The sequence below is a fragment of the Burkholderia sp. MSMB1835 genome (assembly GCF_001526365.1).
GTDB lineage: Bacteria > Pseudomonadota > Gammaproteobacteria > Burkholderiales > Burkholderiaceae > Burkholderia.
Genome location: NZ_LOYP01000047.1, coordinates 38,690 through 60,264, shown reverse-complemented (window position 1 = coordinate 60,264; position 21,575 = coordinate 38,690). Strand labels below are relative to the sequence as shown.

25 protein-coding genes are annotated in these 21,575 nt (G+C 64.4%); 9 read left to right on the top strand and 16 right to left on the bottom strand.

Annotated elements, in window-relative coordinates; all coding sequences use genetic code 11:
* Positions 1-306 (top strand): hypothetical protein (locus WS96_RS34255; protein ID WP_156443674.1); only part of this gene is annotated, 306 nt, incomplete at its 5' end.
* A 223-nt stretch (positions 307-529) separates the two neighbouring features.
* On the opposite strand, the gene WS96_RS33785 is transcribed toward WS96_RS34255, so the two are convergent.
* Together WS96_RS33785 and WS96_RS33780 are read right to left on the bottom strand one after the other, a co-directional pair.
* Positions 530-1,129, bottom strand: a complete 600-nt coding sequence (locus WS96_RS33785) for a hypothetical protein (protein WP_156443673.1) — start codon at positions 1,127-1,129, stop codon at positions 530-532.
* Entirely contained in the window at positions 1,104-1,442 is a 339-nt protein-coding gene (locus WS96_RS33780) for a hypothetical protein (protein ID WP_156443672.1), read from the bottom strand. The genes WS96_RS33785 and WS96_RS33780 overlap by 26 nt, the downstream gene beginning before the upstream one ends.
* 428 nt (positions 1,443-1,870) lie before the next feature.
* Between WS96_RS33780 and WS96_RS21095 the strand changes: the two genes are divergently transcribed.
* Positions 1,871-2,713 carry a hypothetical protein gene (locus WS96_RS21095; protein WP_059835093.1) on the top strand — a complete coding sequence of 281 codons (843 nt, stop codon included), beginning with the start codon at positions 1,871-1,873 and terminating at the stop codon, positions 2,711-2,713.
* Positions 2,714-2,830: 117 nt separating this feature from the next.
* Here the strand turns inward: WS96_RS21095 and WS96_RS21090 are convergent, their stop codons facing one another.
* Positions 2,831-4,093, bottom strand: a complete 1,263-nt coding sequence (locus WS96_RS21090; RefSeq protein ID WP_059835091.1) for a glycosyltransferase family 9 protein — start codon at positions 4,091-4,093, stop codon at positions 2,831-2,833.
* A 471-nt stretch (positions 4,094-4,564) separates the two neighbouring features.
* Between WS96_RS21090 and WS96_RS21085 the strand changes: the two genes are divergently transcribed.
* Both WS96_RS21085 and WS96_RS21080 read left to right on the top strand, forming a co-directional pair.
* Positions 4,565-4,885, top strand: coding sequence for a hypothetical protein (locus WS96_RS21085; RefSeq protein ID WP_059827280.1), 321 nt, complete (start codon positions 4,565-4,567; stop codon positions 4,883-4,885).
* A gap of 538 nt (positions 4,886-5,423) precedes the next feature.
* Positions 5,424-6,608 carry a porin gene (locus WS96_RS21080; RefSeq protein ID WP_034209485.1) on the top strand — a complete coding sequence of 395 codons (1,185 nt, stop codon included), beginning with the start codon at positions 5,424-5,426 and terminating at the stop codon, positions 6,606-6,608.
* Between the two features lie 226 nt (positions 6,609-6,834).
* On the opposite strand, the gene WS96_RS21075 is transcribed toward WS96_RS21080, so the two are convergent.
* The 9 genes from WS96_RS21075 to WS96_RS21035 all read right to left on the bottom strand — a co-directional run bounded on the left by WS96_RS21075 (position 6,835) and on the right by WS96_RS21035 (position 13,961).
* On the bottom strand, positions 6,835-7,722 hold the full coding sequence (locus WS96_RS21075; RefSeq protein ID WP_059835089.1) for an ABC transporter permease: 888 nt from the start codon (positions 7,720-7,722) through the stop codon (positions 6,835-6,837).
* The gene (locus tag WS96_RS21070) at positions 7,719-8,708 is read right to left on the bottom strand and encodes an ABC transporter ATP-binding protein (protein ID WP_059835087.1); all 990 of its coding nucleotides are present in this window, start codon (positions 8,706-8,708) and stop codon (positions 7,719-7,721) included. Before WS96_RS21070 ends, WS96_RS21075 begins: the two co-directional genes overlap by 4 nt.
* A 67-nt stretch (positions 8,709-8,775) precedes the next feature.
* Complete coding sequence (locus WS96_RS21065) at positions 8,776-9,807, bottom strand: ABC transporter substrate-binding protein (protein ID WP_059794265.1); 1,032 nt, start codon at positions 9,805-9,807, stop codon at positions 8,776-8,778.
* A gap of 49 nt (positions 9,808-9,856) precedes the next feature.
* The gene (locus WS96_RS21060) at positions 9,857-10,783 is read right to left on the bottom strand and encodes a TauD/TfdA dioxygenase family protein (protein WP_059835085.1); all 927 of its coding nucleotides are present in this window, start codon (positions 10,781-10,783) and stop codon (positions 9,857-9,859) included.
* Positions 10,784-10,993: 210 nt separating this feature from the next.
* Positions 10,994-11,998, bottom strand: a complete 1,005-nt coding sequence (locus WS96_RS21055) for an SDR family oxidoreductase (RefSeq protein ID WP_059835083.1) — start codon at positions 11,996-11,998, stop codon at positions 10,994-10,996.
* Positions 11,999-12,056: 58 nt separating this feature from the next.
* Positions 12,057-12,338 (bottom strand): hypothetical protein, encoded by a 282-nt coding sequence (locus WS96_RS21050; protein ID WP_059835082.1) that lies wholly within the window; start codon positions 12,336-12,338, stop codon positions 12,057-12,059.
* 119 nt (positions 12,339-12,457) lie between these two features.
* Positions 12,458-12,727, bottom strand: coding sequence for a DUF2934 domain-containing protein (locus WS96_RS21045; protein WP_179949966.1), 270 nt, complete (start codon positions 12,725-12,727; stop codon positions 12,458-12,460).
* A gap of 26 nt (positions 12,728-12,753) precedes the next feature.
* A complete protein-coding gene (locus tag WS96_RS21040; RefSeq protein WP_059835079.1) occupies positions 12,754-13,179 on the bottom strand; it encodes a CBS domain-containing protein in 426 nt (141 codons plus the stop codon).
* Between the two features lie 71 nt (positions 13,180-13,250).
* A complete protein-coding gene (locus tag WS96_RS21035; RefSeq protein WP_034209176.1) occupies positions 13,251-13,961 on the bottom strand; it encodes an MgtC/SapB family protein in 711 nt (236 codons plus the stop codon).
* Positions 13,962-14,289: 328 nt separating this feature from the next.
* On the opposite strand from WS96_RS21035, the gene hmpA reads away from it, so the two are divergent.
* From hmpA to WS96_RS21020, 3 genes are all read left to right on the top strand, one after another.
* Positions 14,290-15,501 (top strand): NO-inducible flavohemoprotein, encoded by a 1,212-nt coding sequence (gene hmpA, locus WS96_RS21030; protein ID WP_059835077.1) that lies wholly within the window; start codon positions 14,290-14,292, stop codon positions 15,499-15,501.
* A gap of 316 nt (positions 15,502-15,817) precedes the next feature.
* Positions 15,818-16,102 (top strand): helix-turn-helix domain-containing protein, encoded by a 285-nt coding sequence (locus WS96_RS21025; RefSeq protein ID WP_059835074.1) that lies wholly within the window; start codon positions 15,818-15,820, stop codon positions 16,100-16,102.
* Entirely contained in the window at positions 16,092-17,396 is a 1,305-nt protein-coding gene (locus WS96_RS21020; protein ID WP_059835072.1) for a HipA domain-containing protein, read from the top strand. Before WS96_RS21025 ends, WS96_RS21020 begins: the two co-directional genes overlap by 11 nt.
* A 94-nt stretch (positions 17,397-17,490) precedes the next feature.
* On the opposite strand, the gene WS96_RS33775 is transcribed toward WS96_RS21020, so the two are convergent.
* From WS96_RS33775 to WS96_RS21010, 3 genes are all read right to left on the bottom strand, one after another.
* Positions 17,491-17,880, bottom strand: coding sequence for a hypothetical protein (locus WS96_RS33775; protein WP_156443671.1), 390 nt, complete (start codon positions 17,878-17,880; stop codon positions 17,491-17,493).
* Between the two features lie 905 nt (positions 17,881-18,785).
* On the bottom strand, positions 18,786-18,998 hold the full coding sequence (locus WS96_RS21015; RefSeq protein ID WP_006489184.1) for a twin transmembrane helix small protein: 213 nt from the start codon (positions 18,996-18,998) through the stop codon (positions 18,786-18,788).
* Positions 18,995-19,345 carry a hypothetical protein gene (locus tag WS96_RS21010; RefSeq protein WP_059835108.1) on the bottom strand — a complete coding sequence of 117 codons (351 nt, stop codon included), beginning with the start codon at positions 19,343-19,345 and terminating at the stop codon, positions 18,995-18,997. The genes WS96_RS21015 and WS96_RS21010 overlap by 4 nt, the downstream gene beginning before the upstream one ends.
* Positions 19,346-19,596: 251 nt before the next feature.
* Between WS96_RS21010 and WS96_RS21005 the strand changes: the two genes are divergently transcribed.
* Positions 19,597-20,355 carry a YoaK family protein gene (locus WS96_RS21005; RefSeq protein WP_059835071.1) on the top strand — a complete coding sequence of 253 codons (759 nt, stop codon included), beginning with the start codon at positions 19,597-19,599 and terminating at the stop codon, positions 20,353-20,355.
* A gap of 89 nt (positions 20,356-20,444) precedes the next feature.
* Positions 20,445-20,630 carry a ribbon-helix-helix protein, CopG family gene (locus WS96_RS21000; protein WP_006489181.1) on the top strand — a complete coding sequence of 62 codons (186 nt, stop codon included), beginning with the start codon at positions 20,445-20,447 and terminating at the stop codon, positions 20,628-20,630.
* A 57-nt stretch (positions 20,631-20,687) separates the two neighbouring features.
* On the opposite strand, the gene WS96_RS20995 is transcribed toward WS96_RS21000, so the two are convergent.
* On the bottom strand, positions 20,688-21,524 hold the full coding sequence (locus WS96_RS20995) for a hypothetical protein (RefSeq protein ID WP_059835069.1): 837 nt from the start codon (positions 21,522-21,524) through the stop codon (positions 20,688-20,690).
* Positions 21,525-21,575 lie beyond the last annotated feature (51 nt).

Here is a 21,575-nt window from a genome sequence, read left to right as displayed (position 1 = left end):
CCAGCATGCGCCGAAACCCTCGAACTACGACATTTCAACTTTGCCCAGATACGACATTACAACTTTGCTCTTACACCTTTTAAATTGATAATTTGCATTATGTTAAATATAGGCTGTCGGCCCGAGACCGACTACCGGGACACATTTCTCCCGCCGAAACTTAATCGGATCGATTCGATCTTTCAGGCGGTATCGCCGGTCGGCGACACCGCTGAGGTCCCTTTTCAAATGGCGCATGGATCGACTATCACGGCACTTGAAGCTTATCTTGCGGATACGATGAAATTCCGGTTCAACGGATACTAACGTCGGAACTGGTATGTGGCCGGTGTAGCCGTTTTCTTGCGTCTCATCGACAGCAGATCAAGGCTCGCATACGAATCCCGCGCAGCTGCGTGTACTCACTGGTCAATCGGCTTCGCGAATTGTTTGCGACCGACAAGACGATCTCGCCGGTCCTTCAGCGGCCGACGCGTAATGTACGGCCGGAAATATCCCATCCAAACCAATGTGCTGAAGGAGTCCCCGGTCAGTCGGGTAATTCGCTATCAACGATGAAGTTGCCATTCGTATAGCGATACTGCCGAGTAAGAGGTTCTGGTTTCGCGTAATTCGCCCAGTGAATACGGAAGCCGTCTCCTCCCTCGGTCCACGCGATCGCAAGATAGGGAGATTTGTTCCCCGAATCGGTGAACAAGTCGATGTTGTTGATGCAGCTCTGCACCAGCGTCGAGTAGATGGGTTCTGCACGTTTGCCATCTAGGCGCAGTACGTAAAGCGTTCCTTCCTCGCCGGCCCCGCAGTAGCCAATTGGATTGTCGCTGGACGATTGATTGATCACCACCATGAGGAATTCATGGCCATCGATCACTCGGGAGCGCGCCGCGGGAAATGCGACGCTCGATGACGCCATCAATGCACGCCGTATCGCGCCAGGAACCTCCAGGGTCCGCACCTTGCCATGCCGGGCGTCGGTCACCACCAGCCGGCGTGCATGTTCCTGCACAATCGGTCCCGCGCCCAGTTGTACAAACTGCGGTTCCGTTGTTTGTCCAGTCGCGACGACACTGAAAGCGCCGACGACCACTCCACACAATGCTCTCTTAATTGTTGGCCATGTGGTATGCATGACAGATACCCGAATAGATCCAAGCATGTTCATCGGAACGACCTGACTTCCCACTTTTGTACGTGTCGTTGTCGCGTTTGTGCAATTCTTCTACGGTCTTATCCTTATTCGCATCTTTCGACATATCCCAGCCAATGTTGCTGGTGTCCGGATCGCACATAATTGTCCCATTCGGCACCCAAGCGTTCGATGATTCGTCCCAGCGGCAGTAGATGCTGCCGTTCCAACGAGAGAACGTCGCACAGATCAGTCGATCTTCGGAATACGGATGACTAGCCAGGTCCTTCCTGACATACCCCTGCTCCAGTTCCACACTTGTTCGTATGTAGGCGCTGGATTGGTCATCAGTGTCATGCCGTACCCGTTACGCTGGTGACACTACAAGTTTTTCACGGCGGACGAGCATGATCAAATCGTTCTGCGCGCCTGTCGTACGCCGATCCACACTGACGTTCATTTGGCGGCCAACTCGCGCAGGTCGGCTCGCCATCGTTCCCTGTCGTTCACCGGCGCCTGTGGCAATAGCCGAATCGGGCTGCCGCGCCCCGAACATCCCGGCGAAACCTGCGGCCGGCAAGCGTCAACCGATGCGACGTCGACGTCGCCGCCGCTACCCGGGAAGCCGGCTTCCTGAACGAGTCGCCAACGCGTTATATTCTGGTCCCAGGCAGGACCACGCCGGAGCGTCCCGCCATCGCCGCCCTTCCCTACGCGCTTCTTCACCCCGAGAGAACGATAAAAATGGACCACGCGCAATATTTCAACCAAAGCTCGATCCAGGCCGCGAATCTTCGCCTGCACTATCTATCGCAGTTGCTGCGCGAACAGACGGGCTCGATCGTCCAGTACGGCATCCTGCGCGGGTTTCCGATCGGCTTCAGTCATTGGGCGGAAGTCGCGGTCGGCGGCTATCTGCTCGGCACCTACGAGATCGCCGTTTGCGCGATCCTGGAAGCGCTCGGATCGCCTGAAAAGGTGCTGGTCGATCTCGGCGCCGCCGACGGCATTTTCGGCATCGGCCTGGTCAGGAACAACGTCTTTGCGCGCAGCCTGTGCTTCGAGATGGACGAGCAACGCCGCCACGCGATCCAGCACCGCGCCGCGGAAATGGGGCTGGCGGACCGCGTCGCCGTCTACGGCAAGGCCGATCGCAACCTGCCCGCGATCCTGTCGGAGCACGGCGGCGAGCCGGCCGAGCGGGTCATCCTGTGCGATATCGAAGGCGCCGAGTTCGACCTGTTCGACGACGCGTTGCTGGAGCAACTCTCCGGCAGTCACGTCATCGTCGAAATCCACGACTTCCTGCTTGCCGACCCGGAGCAAGCCGCCCGCGCATTCGATGAATTGAGTCAGCGCGCGAGCAAGTACTTCAACGTGTACGAGATCCGCGACGGGCTGCGGGACATTCGCAACATCCCGTTGCTGCGACACTGGTCGGACTGGGACGCATGGCTGATGTGCGTCGAGGCGCGCTACCGGATGATGCGGTGGCTCTGGCTCGAACCGAAAAGCCAGCCGCGACGCTCCGATCAGGACATCGATCGCCTGATCCTCGACTACCAGCGCCGGATCTTCGCCGTGTGACGGACGCGCGCGGCGTGTATCCGCCGCGGCGACCGCAACGTCACGATCGGGCGCATCCGGGCGAATCGCCGCCCGCTCGAACGAATGCGCGCTGACGATGGAGGCGGACGGTAGCGCCTACCCGATTGCATCGTCGCCGGACAACGCCTGCGCCATCTCCGATATCGGCCTGCTCCAGTCGCCCAATGTGGCTTGCCGATACAACTGCATCGACCTGTACCACGGCGTGTCTCGATGGCAGTTGGACCAACGCTCGTCGCACGCCGCCGACAGCAGTACCCACACTGGCCGTCCGAGCGCGCCGGCGAGATGGGCAGGCCCCGTATCCACCGTGATCAACAAATCGAGCGCATCGAGAATGACGGCCGTGTCGCCGAAATCGCTCAGCTCGTCACTGATGACGCCAATGCCATGTTTATCGAGCACTGCATATTCGTCGTCGGTGATCTTGCCGAACTGCAGCGCATGGAAGCGGCTCTCGGGCGCCCCGAACAACGGCGCAAGTTGCGCCAGCGAGATTGATCGATAGGGCTCGTGGCGCACCGAGGTACCGCTACGCCAGATCAGGCCTATCTCGCGAACGCCGTGGCGTCGATTTTTGAAAATGTCGGCAACCCGCGCCGTCATTTCCCGTCCGGCCGGTGCCTGCAAGTAGGAATCGGTGTAGCTGGGAAAGTATGGCGTCGCCTGATAGCGCACGAAGAGGTCGAAGGTACAGATGACGCAATCACTTTGGTCGATTGCACTGCGGGCATCTTCTACGACGGTGATCCAATCCCATGCGGAAAATATCGCCGCCAGCGTGTTAGGCGCCTGCAACACGACAGCCTGTGCCCCTTCGTCCCGCAAGAGATGCAAGTACCGAGAAAACATGATCACGTCGCCCAGTCCGCCCTCCTGAACGACGAGGACACGCTTTCCCGCGACCGATTCGTCGAATCGCAGAAGCTTGCCGACGATTTTTTCGTACTCGACGGTATCGCTTCGATAGATGTTGGAAACGATACCGGCTCGGCTCCAGGTATCGCGCAGCCGTCGGCTCAGGGCGTGGGCTTCGCGAAAACGACCTTGAGCGTATTGCGAGATCGCGAGTTCGACCTGCACGATTCTGAGATCGGGCTCGTGATCAAGTTCGGCGACGGCCTGAGTCAATAGCGTTTCGGCCTGCGAAAAAAGGCCGAGATAGTTCATGTCGATGCCGATCTGCGCGCGAAAGAATGGCGCTTCAATGCGATCCGCAAGCTCCTTCGTCAGTCGAATCGCTTCCTCCGCGTGGCCCGACAACCTGAGCGCGCGGCCCAGCGCGAGTCCGGTGCTCGCGGACTTCTCACGAAGGTAGGCGTTGTATGCAACGTCGAGCCCGAATTGATCGCTTGTCAATTTATCCCCGCATGGAATTCCGGTGATTCGGTTTCTATATACGATCGAGTTTTATTTTGGGCGCCGTCGGCACGACGACGTATTGCGGTCGCCATTTCCGGTATCGGCCACCACCACGCGATTCACCCGTACCGGTGCTTGCGGTCGCGGGCTGCGGGCAATATGCCGCTTGCGCGCGACCTCAACCCACGAACGCGACAGGAAGACGGCCGGCCGTCGGCGGCATGCCGCTACGACGCCGCGGTCACTTGCCGAACCTTACACTTTGCCCGCGCGACATAAAAGCCCTCCACCCGGGAACATTTGTCAAATAACTTGAATGACCGACAACGGGCCGACGATTTCCCTTAACATCCGCCGTCATGTCGACTCACGTCGAACACGATCGACCGATCGTCGGGCATCGGCTATCGATCGTTCTCTATTGGACGCCCGCCCGGCACCGCTTTCATCAGCACCCCAGGACCGATCATGTTCCAGACTCCGGGAGATTCCTTCGTCAACGGCTCGCTGCTGGGCCTGTGCATCGAGGTGCCGATTGCCGTGCTGGTTTCGCTGGCCATGCACGGTGTCGACTGGAACGGCCCGCGCGTCGCGATGCTCGTCGCCACGCCCGTGCTGATCGCGTGCGTTGCGCTGCTGACCCGTCCGGTCGCATTCAGCACGGTATGGAAGCACAAGCGCTCGCCCTTCGAGCTCGACGACAATCTCCGCGCATCGATCTACGGCCGGCTCTGCGGAATCGCGCTCGGCGTGGTGTTCGGCATCATGGTCGCGACGACGTTCTCCTGATCCGGTCGCCCGAACCTTCCGACGAAACCCGCGTCGCCGCTGGTCGGCAAGCGCTTCCCGTTTCCTCGCGTCACCTCGCCGCAACCAGCGGATCGAACGACGCATCCCACAACGGCGCGACACGGGCCGGGCCGTTCAACACGCCGATGCGGGCAAACAGGCCCGCTCCCGCCCTACCAACGCTGTGCGGAATCGATATGCGAACGTGCGTAGCGCATCGGTCGGCCCTCGCCTAGCGGAGCGTTGCGTAAACGCATCGCCACGAGAACGACGGGTGTTGCGTACATCGAACGATTTCATCGATCGATATGACCGCGCACGTGCATTTTCGGCACGCAACGTTCGCGGTCCGCGCGATGCGTTCGCCGCAGCAGGCGTGCCGGACGCGATCGCGGCGCACCTGCCGGGCCGACGGCAACGCACATTACAAATCGGCCGCGCAGCGATTTACAAACCACGGATCGGCCGTTCGCCGGCGCGTTCGTCGTCAATAGCATCGTGATCCTCACAAACGTATCGATAACAACAGAGGATGGTCATGATCAAAAAAACGGTGGCGCTGGGTTTGGTTTCGATCGGTTCGGTCAGCGCGCATGCGCAGAGTTCGGTGACGTTGTACGGCGTGGTCGACGCCGGCATCGCGTATACGAACAACCAGGGCGGCGCGAGCAACATCCAGCAGACGAGCGGCAAGCTGAGCGGCAGCCGCTGGGGCCTGAAAGGCGCGGAAGATCTCGGCGGCGGCCTGCAGGCGGTCTTCACGCTGGAAAGCGGGTTCCGGCCGAGCGACGGCGGGCTCGGCCAGGGCGGCCGCCTGTTCGGCCGGTCCGCGTACGTGGGCCTCGGCAAGCAAGGCCTCGGCACGCTGACGTTCGGCCGTCAGTACGAGCCGATCACCGATCTCGTCGCGCAGTACTCGGGGGCGGGTTTCTGGTCGCCGGCCACGCACGTGGGCGACAACGACAACATGAACCAGAGCTTCCGGCTGAACAACGCGGTGAAGTTCCGCAGCGACGCGATCGCCGGCTTCACGGCCGACCTGCTTTATGCATTCAGCAACCAGGCCAATGGCGGCGCGGGCACCGGATTCTCGAACAACAACGCGTGGGGCGCATCGGCGAACTACGTGAACGGCCCGCTGTCGATCGGCGGCGGTTATGTGCGATTCAACCATCCGAATGCGACGTCGAATACGAGCGGCGCGGTGGGCGGCGCGACCTCGACCACCGGCAACGACTACAGCGGCGCGTTCTTCTACGGGCTGAACGGCGGCGTACTGAAGCAGCAGATCGGCGCGGCGGGCGCGAACTACGCGCTCGGCCGCACGACGCTCGGCTTCGCATGGAGCCACACGCAGCTCGACTATCTCGACGGCTCGTCGCGCAAGTTCAACAACTACGACGTGAACGCGCGCTACCAGATCACGCCGGCGGCGACGCTGATCGGCGTCTATACGTTTACCGACGGACGCGCGAGCGGCTTGCCGGGCACGCGCGGCCAGACGCTGAAGCCGCGCTGGCACCAGTTCACGCTCGGGTTCGACTATGCGTTGTCGAAGCGCACCGATATCTACGTGTCGGGGATCTACCAGCTCGCGGCCGGCGATGCGAGCACCGCGACGTCGGGCGGCTATCGCAAGATCGCGGCGATCTCGAACATCGGCAGCGCGTCGTCGACGAACCGCCAGCTTGCGTTCGTCAGCGGGCTGCGCGTGAAGTTCTGACGGCACCCGCATCGGGCGCGGCGCGACAAGCACGATGCGCAAGGCTGCAATCGTTGTTTGCCGCGCCGCGCCCGGTTGCCGAAAATGCTTGCTTTCCTGCGCGGCTCCCGTACGCAACATGCGTTCGACCACGACCGATTCCCGTTTTCCTCGCCGTATAGGGACGGGCCCCCCTGGCGCACGTGAGAAGCCGGTTTCAGGTTGCGTGATGCATGCGCCGGGCCCGTCAGTGCTGGATGCCCCAGCGCCGCACGGTCGCGCGTTCGAGCGTATCGAACACGAGGTTCTCGATCAGCAGCCCGATCACGATGACGGCCGCCAGACCCGCGAACACGCGATCCGTATACAGCTCGTTGCGGTTCTGGAAGATGTACCAGCCGAGGCCGCCCTGCCCCGCGCTCGCGCCGAACACGAGTTCGGCCGCGATCAGCGTGCGCCATGCGAAAGCCCAGCCGACGCGCAAGCCGGACAGGATCGACGGCAGCGCGGCCGGCACGAGGATCAGCGCGATCTGGCGCAGCCCCGTGAGCCCGTAGTTGCGCCCGGCCATTTTCAGCGTGGCGGGCACGCCGGCAAAACCGGTATACATGCTGAGCGCGAGCGGCCACAGCACCGCATGCACGAGCACGAACAGCAGGCTGCCGGTGCCGAGCCCGAACCACAGCAGCGCGATCGGCAGCAACGCGATCGACGGCAGCGGATTGAACATCGACGTGAGCATCGTGAGCAGATCGCGACCGATGCGCGTGGATACCGCAAGCGACGTCAGCGCGAACGCCAGCAGCACGCCCAGCGCATAGCCGCGCAGCAGCACCGACATCGAGATGCCGGTCTTGACCAGCAGTTCGCCCGACTCGATGCCTTGCACGAACGCGGCCAGCGTCGCGCCGAAAGTCGGGACGAGCAGATCGTTCGCGACGATGCGCGCGACGATCTCCCATGCGGCGATCAGCACGAGCGCGATGAGGCTGCGGCGAAACCACGCGGCGCCGCCGATACGGCGCATGAGCGGCGCCGGCGCCGCGCGCTCGGCGTCGGGCAGCGCGTCGAGCGGACGCGTGTATTCGGCGCGCACGGGCGGCAGCGGCGGCAGGAGGGGATCGAGCGTACTCACGATGCGACGTCCTCCGTCGTCGGTGCGTGGGGTGCGTCGGTGTCGAACAGCAGGCGATGGATCCGCGCGACGTTGTCGCGGAAGTCGCCGGTGTCGATGTCGTCGAGCGAATGCTCGTGACTGTTGAGCTCGGCGCGCACGCGGCCCGGATGCGGCGACAGCAGCAGAATCCGGTTGCCGACCACGAGCGCCTCCTCGATCGAGTGCGTGACGAACAGCAGCGTGAAGCGGAATTCGTCCCACAGCCGCAGCAGTTCCTCCTGCATCTTGCGGCGCGTGAGCGCGTCGAGCGCGGCGAACGGCTCGTCCATCAGTAATACGCGCGGCTGCATCGCCAGCGCCCGTGCAATCGCGACGCGCTGTTTCATGCCACCCGACAGCGTATGCGGATAGGCGTCCGCAAACGTGCCGAGGCCGACCTTGTCGAGATAGTGCAGCGCGCGCTCGCGTGCTTCGGCGCGCGACAGCTTCGCGGCGGCGCGCAACGGAAACGCGACGTTCTCGACGACCGTCTTCCACGGCGGCAACTGGTCGAATTCCTGGAACACGACGATGCGGTCCGGCCCCGGCCCGCGTACCGGCCGGCCGTCGAGCGCGATCGAACCCGAGACGGGCTCGATGAAGCCGGCGATCGCCTTCAGCAGCGTCGACTTCCCGCACCCCGACGGGCCGAGCAGCACGAAGCGGTCGCTGCCGTACACGTCGAAGCTCACCCGATGTGTCGCGCGAACGATTCGCGCGCCGCTGCGGTATTCGAGGCTGACCTCGTCGATGGCGAGCAGGCGTTCGCTGTGCGCACCGGCGGGCGCGGCGTTCGCTGCGGGCCGCCCGGCGGCACGTGTGTCGAGCGCGGCGGATGCGGCCGGCGACGCGCCGTCACGCGCCGCGTACGGCGGCAACCAGGTTCGGGGAGAAGTGGCGTTCACGATCGAATCTCTTGCGGGCAAAGCATCAACATACGGCCGGGCGTCGTGCGGACCAACCATCGATTGAGCATATCGAAACCGCGCCGACGCATAAGCGTCGATCGCGGCGTCGCAGCATCGGCGCCGCTCAACTGCCGCCGGCCGTCGCGGGATCGTCGAAGAAGTAGTCGCGCCACGATTTCGGTTCGTTGCGGATCGCGCCGGTGCGATGCATGAACTGCGCGAGCGGCAGCGTATTCTGCGGCGCGGTCTTGAACTGCACCTGCGGATTGCGCAGGATCTTCAGCAGCAGCGCGCGATCGATCTTCGACGCGTTCACGCGAATATAGGTATCGGCCGCCCGCTCCGGATCGGCCGCGATCTGTCGAGCGGCATCGGCCAGCGCGGCGACGAACGCGCGGTAGGTCTTCGGGTTGTCGTCGCGAAATTTCTCGGTCGCGTACAGCACCGTCGCGGAGCTCGGGCCGCCGAGCACGTCATACGAATTCAGCACGATGTGCGCGTTCGGGTTGCCGGCGAGCTCCTGCTCCTGGAACGGCGGATTGCCGAAGTGACCGGTGATCACGTTGCTGTTCGCGAGAATCGCGGCCGTCGCGTCGGGATGCGGAATCGCCTGCGTGAGGGCGTCGAGCTTGTCGAACTGCTTGTCGCCCCACTGCTTCGCGGCCGCGTACTGCAGCACGCGCGACTGCACCGACACGCCGACCGCCGGCACCGCGATCCGGTCCTTCGCGCTCAGGTCGGCGATGGTCTTCACGTTCGGGTTGCTGCTCACGAGGTAGTACGGAAAGTTGCCGAGCGACGCGACGCCCTTCACGTTCTGCCGGCCGCGCGTGCGGTCCCACACGGTCAGGAGCGGGCCGACGCCCGCGCCCGCGACGTCCACCGCGCCGGACAACAGCGCGTCGTTCACGGCCGCGCCGCCCGACAGCCGCACCCAGTCGACCTTGATGTCGAGGCCGGCCTTGCGCCCTTCCTTCTCGATCAGTTGCTGGTCGCGCGCGACGTTCAGCATCAGGTAGACGACGCCGAACTGCTCGGCGATGCGGATGCGGCCCTCCGCGTGCGCGGCTTGCGGGATCGCCGCGCCCGCGAAAGCGAGCGCGGCGGTAAGCGTGGCCGCCAGCGCGCGGCGCGCCGGCAAAAACGAAAACGACATCGGAACTCCGGTCGGGAAAGGGACGGAAATGAACGACGCGGCGCGCGGCTCAGAAAGGCGCGTCGCCTTCGATCGTCGTGCGGTACAGCTTGCGGCGCAGGTGGTCGGGCGTGCCGGCGGCGAGATGCATCAGCGAACGGTTGTCCCAGAACACCAGGTCGTGATCGCGCCATGCGTGCCGATACAGGTGTTCGGCGCGCACGCTGTGCGCGAACAATTCGTCGAGCAGCGCGCGGCTTTCGTCGTCGGGCAGCCCGACGATACGCGTCGTGAAATGCTCGCTGACGAACAGCGCCTTGCGGCCGGTTTCCGGATGCGTGCGCACGACCGGATGAACGACCGCCGCGACCTGCGCGATCTGCTCGGGCGACAGGTTGGGCCGCCACGGGCTGCGCGCCTGCAATTCCGCATAGCGCGCGAGATACGTATGCTCCGCGCGCCGCCCTTCGACCGCGCGGCGCAGATGGGCCGGCAGCGTGTCCCATGCGAGATGCATGTTCGCGAACAGCGTGTCGCCGCCTTCCGCCGGCAGCTCCTGCGCGTGCAGCAGCGAGCCGAGGCTCGGCTTTTCCTTGTACGACAGGTCGGAATGCCAGAAATGGCCGGCGTCGCCGAGCCCGATCGGTTTGCCGTTCTCGACGATGTTCGACACGATCAGCACTTCCGGGTGGCCGGCCAGCGCGAACTGGTGCAGCACGTGAATCTGCAGCGGACCGAAGCGGCGGCTGAACGCGATGTGCTCGTCCGGCGTGATGCGCTGATCGCGAAATACCAGCACGTGGTGATCGAGATGCGCACGATGGATGCGCGCGAAATCGCCGGCATCGAGCGGTTTCGACAGGTCGAGGCCGATCACTTCGGCGCCGAGCGGCGCGTCGAACGGCACGATGTCGAAGTGCTGCGCCAAGCCGTCCGGCCGCGCGGCGGGTTGCCCGGTGGACAGCGTTGCGGCGTCGCGGATGGCGGTAGTCGTCACGGCACGGCTCCTGATTCGGTCAAAACGCGAATCTACGAGGGCGTGCCGGCGGGCGTCAACGAAGCGATTCGGATACGTTTATCTGCTGCGGTGATAAAGATCGCTGCTCGCGCATACGGCGCCGATTCGAGCGGAATCGGCGATCGGCGTCGATGGCGGCGGGTTCCGGCCGTATCCGGCGGCGGCGCACCGCGCAGCGCCGCCAGCCAACTAAGGTTGCCCAGCGCCGCCCGACGCACCATAGATCTGCCCGGTCACGTAGCTCGCGCGCGACGACAGCAGCTCGACATAGATCGACGCGATCTCGGCCGGTTGTCCCGGCCGCCCCATCGGCACCTGCTCGCCGAACGTCTCCACGTTGTGCGTCGTCTGTCCGCCGCTGACCTGCAACGGCGTCCAGAACGGCCCCGGCGCGACGCCGTTCACGCGGATGCCGCGCTTGATCATCTGCTTCGCGAGCCCCTTCGTGAAATTCGCGATCGCCGCTTTCGTCATCGCGTAGTCCAGCAGGTTCGCGGACGGGTCGTACGCATTGACCGACGTCGTATTGACGATCGCCGAACCGGGCGGCATGTGCGCAATCGCGGCCCGCGTGATCCAGAACATCGCGTAAAGGTTGGTGCGCAGCGTCCAGTCGAACTGCTCCGTGCTGATGTCGAGGATCGATTCGTGGCTCTGCTGGCGAGCCGCGTTGTTCACGAGGATGTCGAGCCCGCCGAGCGCGGCGACCGCCCGCTCGACGAGCCCGTTGCACGCGCCTTCGCTGCGGATGTCGACCGGCAGCGGCACCGCCTTGCGGCCCGCGCTGCGGATCAGGTCCACGACTTCGCGCGCATCGGGCTCCTCGTCGGGCAGATAGACGATCGCGACGTCCGCGCCTTCCCGCGCACAGGCGATCGCCACCGCGCGGCCGATGCCCGAGTCGCCGCCGGTGATCAACGCCTTGCGGCCGTCGAGCCGGCCGCTGCCGCGATAGCTGCGCTCGCCGTGATCGGGGCGCGGCGTCATGCGGCCCGCGAGCCCCGGCCACGGCTGGTGCTGCTGCGGAAACGGCGCATGCGGATAGAGCGTGCGCGGATCGCGCGGCGCCGTATCGCCGGCGTCGTGCGGGCCGCCCGTTTGCGCGATCGTCGGCAAGGCGACGCTGGCGACCAGTCCGGCCGTCGTGCCCTGCACCCATTTGCGACGGGATTCGGAAACTTCGTCTGATGACATGATGGACTCCGGTGCGTGGATGGCGAAACGGAACGGGGCGATTCGGGCGGCGGCGCCGCTACAGCGGTCGCGGCCGGTTGCCCGAATCGTCGGGCGCGTCGTGCTCGTCCGGCCACGGCTTGCCGGCCGGATCGCGCGCCTCGGTCTGGCGCGGATCGTCCGGCACGACCTTGCGCGCCTGGTCGTCCGGAATCGTGTCGAGCTCGCCGCCGCCCGGCGCATGGCCGGGGCGCGCGCTCGATTCGCCGTCGGGTGTCGGCTTGCGCCGGTCCGGCGCGTCTGCCGTCTCGCGTGCCGCATCGGGCGACGCGGGGTTCTTTCGTCGAGTGTCCTGGGTCATGACTCTCTCCCTGTTCGGATGGTGTCGGGCCGACCACGCGCACGGCGCGCGGGATCCGTAATCGCACGCGGTCCGCCTGCGTCGTCCCGCGGCTGCCGCCGGGTCGCGGCCGGACACGCTCACCGCCAGCGCCGCCTTTCGTGCGCGACCTCGCCGGTCGGCACCGCGTCGACGTCCTGCAGCGGCTCGCCGGGGATGCGGCGCTTCGCGGACTGATCGGCCGGCAAATCCTCCGTCTGCCCGGCGAGCCCGTCCGCGCTGCCGCCTTCCGCCTCGAGTTGCTGCTCGGCCCGCCGCCAGTATTCGTCGGCGCTGCCGTCCGGCGCGCCATCCGCCTGCCACAGCCGGTACGCCCGCTCGCGGATCCGCGTTTCCCTGTCTTTGTTCATGCCGTTCTCCGTGTCTGCCATGGCGATCACCGATCCGGGCGCGACGGCGCCGACACCGCGCCGAGCGTCGACGACATCGCGCCGTCCGCGGCCGTCGCCAGATCGCCCAGCGCGACGATGCCGACCAGCCGCTTCTGTCGGTCGACCACCGGCACGCGGCGAATCTGCGCGTCTTCCATCTTCTTTTGCACCGCCGAAACGTCGTCGTCCTCGTAACACCAGTTCGCGGGCCCGCTGACGACGCCCTCGACCGCCTCGTCCGGCGGCACGCCCATCGACACCGCGCGCACGACGATGTCGCGGTCCGTCAGCATGCCGATCAGCCGTGTGCCGTCGCACACCGGCAGCGCGCCGACGTTCAGGTCGTTCATCAGCCTGGCTGCCTCGCGCAGGCTCTGCGTCGGGCCGATGGTCGCGGCGTCGCGCGTCATCACTTCCGATACACGTGTCATGTTTCGCTCCTTGGAAAGCCGCCCACGGCGGCCTGCTTCACGAGCATCGCGCGTTCCGGCCGTCGCGCGGGTCAGTCCTCCGTCGAGCAGCGCACCGACGTCAGGCCGGCCGATTCGACGATCCGCATCAGTTGCTTCAGCATCGCGTCGGCGTCGGGCGCTTCGCGCCACTGCACGAACATTTCCTCCTCGCGCACCGCGCATGCGGTCGTTTCGCTAAAACGCTTGGTCCGGCACGTGAAACCCGCGGCGCACAGTTGCTCGCCCAGTTGGGCGCGCGCAACCGACCCCAGCGGATATTCGACCGTGACGAGCGCGGTCCGGACGCGCCGCAAGCGCTGCTCGACCAACCGCAGCGGCCAGACGACCAGCAGCGCCAGCACCAGCCCGAGCGCACCGAGCGACAACTGGCCGCCGCCGATGCACAGCCCGATGACCGTCACGAACCACAGCGTCGCGGCGGTCGTCACGCCGGACACGAGGCCGTCGCGATGAAGAATCGCGCCGCCGCCGATGAAGCCCATCCCGGTCAGGATGCCGAGCGGCAGCCGCATCAGGTCGAGCACCGAGAACGCGCCCTCCGGTTTGCCCGCTTGCAGCAACAGCGCATTGACCTGCAGCATCGACAGGCACGCGGCGAGACAGACGAGGATCGTCGTGCGCAGTCCGGCGGTCTTGCCGGATTCGCTGCGATCGACGCCGATCAGCCCGCCCGCGACGAGCGCCAGCAGGATCCTGACGAGAACGTCGTGCCACTGCAGTACGACCGGCATCGGTTCCATGCGCGCCTCCTGTGCACATCGTCATGTGTCGGTGCGCGAACGCCGCCGACGACGCTCGACCGAGCAAAGACCGGACCCGCGTTCGGGGTGCGGCGGCGCGTGTAGCGAGTCGGACGGAATTGTAGAAAGGGGCGTTGCGCGCGTACCGCGCCAGCGTGGCGAACGGCCGTCGTCGGCTTTGGCCCGCGCTTTGCGCCGACCGGACAAAATGCGTTCGATCGATCGTGCCGCACGACCCGAATCGTGCCCCGCGCGCCCGGTCATGCCGCGGCGACCGCCGCCCACGCTCGCCCCGCCCGATACGCCCCCCTTACGAAGGAGTTCGACCATGCTCACGCAGAAAACGAAAGACATCGTCAAGGCCACGGCCCCCGTCCTCGCGCAACACGGTTACGACATCATCAAATGCTTCTATACGCGCCTGTTCGACGCGCATCCGGAGCTGAAGAACGTGTTCAACATGGCGCACCAGGAACAGGGCCAGCAGCAGCAGGCGCTGGCGCGCGCCGTCTATGCCTATGCGGAAAACATCGAGGACCCGGGCAGCCTCGCGGCCGTGCTGAAGAACATCGCGAACAAGCATGCGAGCCTGGGCGTGCGGCCCGAGCACTACCCGATCGTCGGCGAACACCTGCTCGCGGCGATCAAGGAGACGCTCGGCGACGCGGCCACCGACGACATCGTCTCCGCGTGGGCGCAGGCCTACGGCAACCTCGCCGACGTGTTGATGGGCATGGAAAGCGGCTTGTACGAACGGTCGTCGGGACAACTCGGCGGCTGGACCGGCTGGCGCAGCTTCGTCGTGCGCGAGAAGCGGCCCGAGAGCACCGTGATCACCTCGTTCATCCTGGAACCGGCCGACGGCAAGCCGGTCGCGAACTTCGAGCCGGGCCAGTACATCAGCGTCGCGCTCGACGTGCCCGAGCTCGGCCTGCAGCAGATTCGCCAGTACAGCCTGTCGGACATGCCGAACGGACATACGTACCGGATTTCGGTGAAGCGCGAAAGCGGCGGCACCTATCCGCCCGGCTATGTCTCGTGCCTGCTGCACGACCACGTGAGCGTCGGCGACGAGATGAACGTGGCGGCGCCGTACGGCAGCTTCCACATCGACGTCAATGCGAAAACACCGATCGTGCTGATCAGCGGCGGCGTCGGGCTGACGCCGATGATCAGCATGCTCAAGCGCGCGATCCAGGATCCGCAGCGGCAGGTGGTGTTCGTGCACGGCGCGCGCAACAGCGGCGTGCATGCGATGCGCGACCGGCTGCGCGAGACCGCGAACACGTATGCGAACTTCAATCTCGTCGTGTTCTACGACGATCCGCTACCGCGGGACATCGAAGGAACGGATTACGACCTGAAGGGTCTGGTCGACGTCAACGCGATCAAGGGCGCGATCCTCCTGCCCGATGCCGATTACTACATCTGCGGCCCGGTACCGTTCATGCGGATGCAGCACGATGCGCTGAAGAACCTCGGCATCCACGAGGCGCGGATTCACTACGAGGTGTTCGGGCCGGATCTGTTAGCCGAATGATCGCGGGCCGCCGCTCGTCGCGCGGGACGGCGGCGGCCAACTCACTGCCGCCCGCAGCCCTCTTTCGGATCTCCTCGCCGGCATGGCCGACGGAGCACGCGTGCCAAGGCACGGCGCGCGCCCTCGTTCTCCGTATCCGATCGGATACGGATGTCCTCTCTGCAATCATTTCACGACATTCGGTTCCCGATCGGATACGAAACGACGTCCCGGGCATCGAGATTCCCGGTTCGTTCCCGCACGAATACGAATCGATGCCCGAGCCCGCGAATTATGCAATACTGTTCCCGATCAGATACGAAGCACGGAGAACGTCATGTCGGAGTCCCGGTCTGTCGACACGATCGGCGCGCTCGCCCACCTCATTCGCGCGACGCGGATCCAGCAGGGATTCACGCGGGACGAACTCGCGCACGCGACCGGGCTGTCGCCGAAATTCATCAGTCAGGTGGAAGCCGGCAAGCCGACCGCGCAAATCGGCAAGGTCATGCTGCTGCTCGGCGAACTGGGTGTGCGGCTGTATGCCGAATCGTCGATCGAGATTTCCGAAGCCGCCGCGCTGAAGGCCGCGCAACGCCGCAGGAGCAGCCATGGCGGCTAGAACGCTGATCGCGTCCGCGAACGGCGTGCGCATGGGCACGCTGACCGACGACAAAGGCATCTGGTCGTTCGCGTACGACGCGAACTGGCTCGCGTCGCCCGCCGCCTATCCGCTGTCGCCGGCGTTCCCGCTTCGCGCCGGCGTCTTCACCGACACGTCGACCGATCGCCCGGTCCAGTGGTTCTTCGACAACCTGCTGCCGGAGGAAGGCATGCGCACGTCGCTCGCGCGCGAGGCGAAGGTCGATACGGCGGACGCATGGGGCCTGCTCGCGTACTTCGGCCGCGAATCGGCCGGCGCGCTGACGCTGCTGGCCGACGGCGAGCACGAAGCGGCCGGCGGCCTGCAACCGCTGCCGCTCGACGAACTCGAGCGCCGGATTCAGGCGATGCCCGAGCGCGCGCTGACGGCCACCGCGCCCAAGCGCATGTCGGCGGCCGGCGCGCAGCAGAAGCTGCTGCTGGTGCTGCGCGGCGATGCGCCCGACTACGCGCTGTTCGAGCCGGTCGGCAGCGAGCCGTCGATGCACCTGCTCAAACCCGACATGCGCGCGGCCGGCTATCCGCATTCGGCGATCAACGAGTTCTTCTGCATGCGGCTCGCGAAGAAGATGGGGCTCGACGTGCCCGACGTTCATTTCCTGCGCGCGCCGTCCGCCTGCTACGTGATCGACCGGTTCGACCGCGACGTCGCGTCGGAACCGGCCGGGCGCGTGCATACGATCGACGCGATGCAACTGCTGAACTACGACCGCGGTTTCAAGTACCAGCGGGCCAATGCGCAGGAGCTTGCCCGCGCGATCGACCGCACCAGCACGCGCGCGCTGACACGCCTGTCGGTGTTCCGCTGGACCGTGTTCAACGTGGTGGTCGGCAACGCCGACGCGCACCTGAAGAACCTGTCGTTCTTCGTCGACGCGCGCGGCTACCGGCTCGCGCCGTTCTACGACATCGTCAGCACGGTCGCGTATCACACGCCGACGCACCGCCCCGACCATCGCGGCGATCACTGGCCGCACTGCGAGCTGACGATGCCGCTCGGGCATGCGACGCGGTTCGCCGATATCGACGTGGCGGCGCTGGTCGCGTTCGGTCAGGCGCTGGGGCTCAGGGAGAAAGCGGCCGCCACTGAACTGCAGCGTTTTCTCGAACCGCTCGATCGTCACGTCGAGCAGACGCTCGATGAAGTGCGGAACGTCGCGCATCCGGACGCCGGGGAAATGCGGTTGCTGAGTTCGATCGTCGCAATGCCGATCGCGGAGATGGGGCGCGTGCTGCGGACCCCGCGCGGATAAACGGCGATGCGCGGATGGCCGGCCCGCCTCGCTGAACGAATCTTTCGACACATCAGCTTGTATAGAAACATCAGCGACGGCACGAAATTTTAATTCACAATTTACCGCGCCTTTCCCTGAGGATTATTTTCCTATATTCGCCAAGCTCCCCGCCAATAACAACAAACGAAATATACGACAACCCTGAAATTTCCCCGAACAAGACTGTTCCGACCACCCCAAATGTCGACATTGTCGCGGTCAATAGTCCAGCCCCGGTATAAAACGAAGAGGAGGCGAAGATTTTCTTCTCAGACAGTAAGTTAATCGACTCTATGACATATCTGCTGACGAGGTAAACGCAAACCGCTCCAGATAGTCCATATGCAATGTAATTCTCAACCAGATTCGGCCTTGATGCGGCAACCAAAATTATGCCAAATACACACGCAACAGCATTGATTTTTATTATATTGACAATTCCCTTCTCAGGACTATTCATCATGATCAACGCAGCCTCAACAATTTGACAATGAAAGAGACGGAAGCGGATATATCCATATATCCGCTTCGCTTTCCTCAAGTCATATTAGGGGCCGTTTTTACCCGTGATGGCTTTCCACATGCCATCCGGGATATTTCCGCCAATATAGCCGCCCCATGCCGCCCCTGCTCCCGGGCCATATATCGCACCCAAACCGGCTCCGATAATTGCACCTCCAACAGTACCCACACCGGGAACAACGGAGCCTATACATGCCCCTAGTGCGCCGCCTGCTTCTGCACCACCGACTCGGCCAGCGAGCCATCCGACAGCGGAACCGACCAGCGCCCCCTCTCCTGCCGCCCCCGAAACAGCCGCGATTTCTTCTTTGGTAAGCTCTGCGAACATTACATGTCACCTCGCTTGATTGAACTGAAAATTGGCGGTGCTGATCCTGCGATGAGGATCAGCCCGGCGATTCTATCCATGCCCCTCTATAAATGCAAATGATTCTTATTTGCATTTATAGAGGGGCATCATGTCGCAGTTAGATGCCTGCGGATTGCTTGCGCATCCCGGCAGACCCTCGATACGCCTGCCGATGCGCATCCGACGACACGATGCTTGCAGGCTGATGTGGCGGATCGACCATTTATCCCGGTTCGGCGATCACGGTCGTGGTGGTGCCGGGTTCTGGCGTGGTGATCGTCCGCGAGCGCTTCCCTCGCCTTCGATCAGGCTCCGGTCGACTTTGATCATCGCCGCGGCCGATCTGTCGCAGATGGTCCTTGGGTCGCCAAGCTCCCATGTCACGTAGGCATTTGCGCCGCACCCATCAGGATAAGTATTCTTATCACAATAGCTTCATTAACCCATCAAACCTGCGTTTGCGAAAACGCCCCGCTTGCGACGAGGCGTCCACCGGTTCACCGCCCGATCGGCAAGCCGGTCGGTTCGATCCAGCCGAGCTTGTACGCGATCAGCAGCGACAGAAACAGCGTGACCGACAACCCGACGCGCGCGGCGAGCGACCACGCCATCCGCTTGGACTTGCCACGATCGTGATTCATGAAGTACAGCGCGAAGATCAGGCTCGCGATGATCATCGCGAATGCCACAGAGACCAGCAGGGTTTTCATTGCCGTTGCCTTTGAAGTTCCGAATCGGCTCGAATCAGTTCGGCCAGTTTGTGCCGCTCGTCGGCGATGCCGCCGACGCCCGACGCCGGCCAGTCCAGCGCGACGCCGTTGCCGAGCGAATCGCGCACGAGTGCCTGGTAGCGCCGGTCGTTGATCGTGCCGTGCGCCATCGTGTCGGAGATCTCGCGCCGGAACGGCAGCGGGAAACTCGCGTACGCGCGCGACAGCGCCGCGTATTGTCTCGCATCGATCTCTTTCGACGATGGTATGACAGTCCAGATCACCACGGCGACGATGGCCGTGAACGGAATCGCCGTGTAGCGAAGGATGAACTTGATCGGGGTCATGAAGCGGTAAGCAGAAGTGATCGCAAACGCGCGCCGCGCAGCGCTGCGGCGAAACGGCCAGCCGGCGGCGCCTCGCATCATTGTACTGAAAGCACCATCCAGTCAACAGAGTATGATAATGGAATTATCATGTTCATCACATGAATAGGAATAGACGGCCCGGCATCCGGCGGGGGCGGCGTGCGCGCCACGCTGCCCCCGCCGGTTTTCCGCCTGTACCCGCGAATCCGCGACGATCGAGCGAAGCCCTTATGCCAGCGCAGTACTTCCGAAACCTGACGGGAAAACACCGCAGCGCGACCGCGAACCGCCAGCTCGGGTTTTCGCTCGCGTTCGTCGCTGGCGCGGCCAATGCCGGCGGCTTTCTCGCGGTCAAGCAATACACGTCGCACATGAGCGGCATCGTGTCGGCAATCGCCGACCAGACGGCGCTCGGCGACGTGCGGTTCGCGCTCGCCGGCATCAGTTCGCTCGGGTCGTTCCTGATCGGCGCCAGTTGCTCGGCGATCCTCGTCAACTGGGGCCGCCGCCGCGGGCTGCACAGCCAGTTCATGCTGCCGCTGCTGGTCGAAGCCGCGCTGCTGTTGCTGTTCGGGCTGCTCGGCAGCCATCTCGCGCTGTGGGAAACCTTCTTCGTGCCGGTGACCGTGACGCTGCTGTGCTTCATCATGGGGCTGCAGAACGCGACGATCACGAAGCTGTCGGGCGCGGAAATCCGCACGACGCACGTGACGGGCATCGTGACCGATCTCGGCATCGAGCTCGGGAAGCTGTTCTACTGGAACCGCTCGGCCATCGACGTCGACGCGCACGCGGTAATTGCCAACCGTTCGAAACTGAGGATTCACGCGACGATGCTCGCGTCGTTCTTCGTCGGCGGCCTTGCCGGCGCCATCGGTTTCAAGCACGTGGGCTACGTATCGACCGTGCCGCTCGCGGCGATGCTCGTCACGCTCGCGATCGTGCCGCTGATCGACGACCTGCTCGCGCTGCTGCGCAGCAGACGCTGACCGTGCGCCACGGGCGGCGCTTGCGCACGGTAACGCCGAAAGCGGATCGATTATAATTTGATTAACATACCGACCACCCTCGCCCCGTCATGGAAACGAAAACCGCCCGCCTGACCGTCCTGATCGATCCCGCGAAGAAGGAAGCCTTCGAGATGCTCTGCGCGGAGCAGGATCTTACGCCGTCGCAAGTCGTGCGGCAGTTGATCCGCGAATATCTCGACCGGCACGGCGTCACATACAAGACCCGGAGCGCGATCGGCAAGCGCGTGAAGTAAGCGCGACCGCAAAGGCGCGCGCCGCCGCTCAGTGCCCGCAGGTATCCGCAACGACCGTTACGCGCCGATCTCCCAGCGTTCGTGCGACTGCGCGCGCCAGACCAGCCGGCGCGGATCGATGCCCTCGCCGTGCTTCATGCGCCTCGCGGTGGCCGCCAGCTTCAGTTCGCCGGCCTGCGGGCAGGCAAGCGCCCGCTCCAGCAGGAGACGCAACGACGGCAGCCGGCTGCCGTCCTTCCATGCGAATGCAACGAAGTTGTTGTCGTCGCCGCACGGCGCCAGCGCATACGACGAACCGAATACCAATCGCAGTTGCTCGAGGTGCTGCGGCAATGCCGGATCGTCGTCCATGAAATTGATCGCGAGCACCCCGGATTCGCTCAGGCGCGCGCGGCACGCCTCGAGGAAGGTGCGGCCCGCACAGCGGCCGCGCATACCGTCGGCGACAAACGCATCGTGCAGGATCACGTCCGTGCGGACGTCCGCCCGTTCCAGATGATCCGCGCCATCCGCGCATATCACGCGCAAGCGCGCGTCGTCGGCAGGAATCCTGAACACGTTGCGCAGTGCGATCACGTCCGGATTGATCTCGACCGCGTCGATCGCGGTGCCGGGCAGGTGGCGATAGCAGTACTTCGCGAGCGAACCGCCGCCGAGCCCGAGCATGCAGATGTGTGCGGGCTCGGCCTGCAGCAGCAGGAAACCCATCATCACGCGCGTATAACCGAGCGTCAGCTGCACCGGATCGCGCAGCGACATGAAGCTTTGGGTGCCGAAATGATCGAAGTGCAGCGAGAGCGCGTGCTGCGTCTCCAGCACGAAGGGCCGGCCGTCGTTCAGCGGTGTCGCCAGGAACCTGACGAACGCGTCGTAGGAAGTTCGATCCTCGGCCATGCGCGGGTACTCGGGTGAAAACTCGGCGGATGAAAACGCGGATGCGACGGT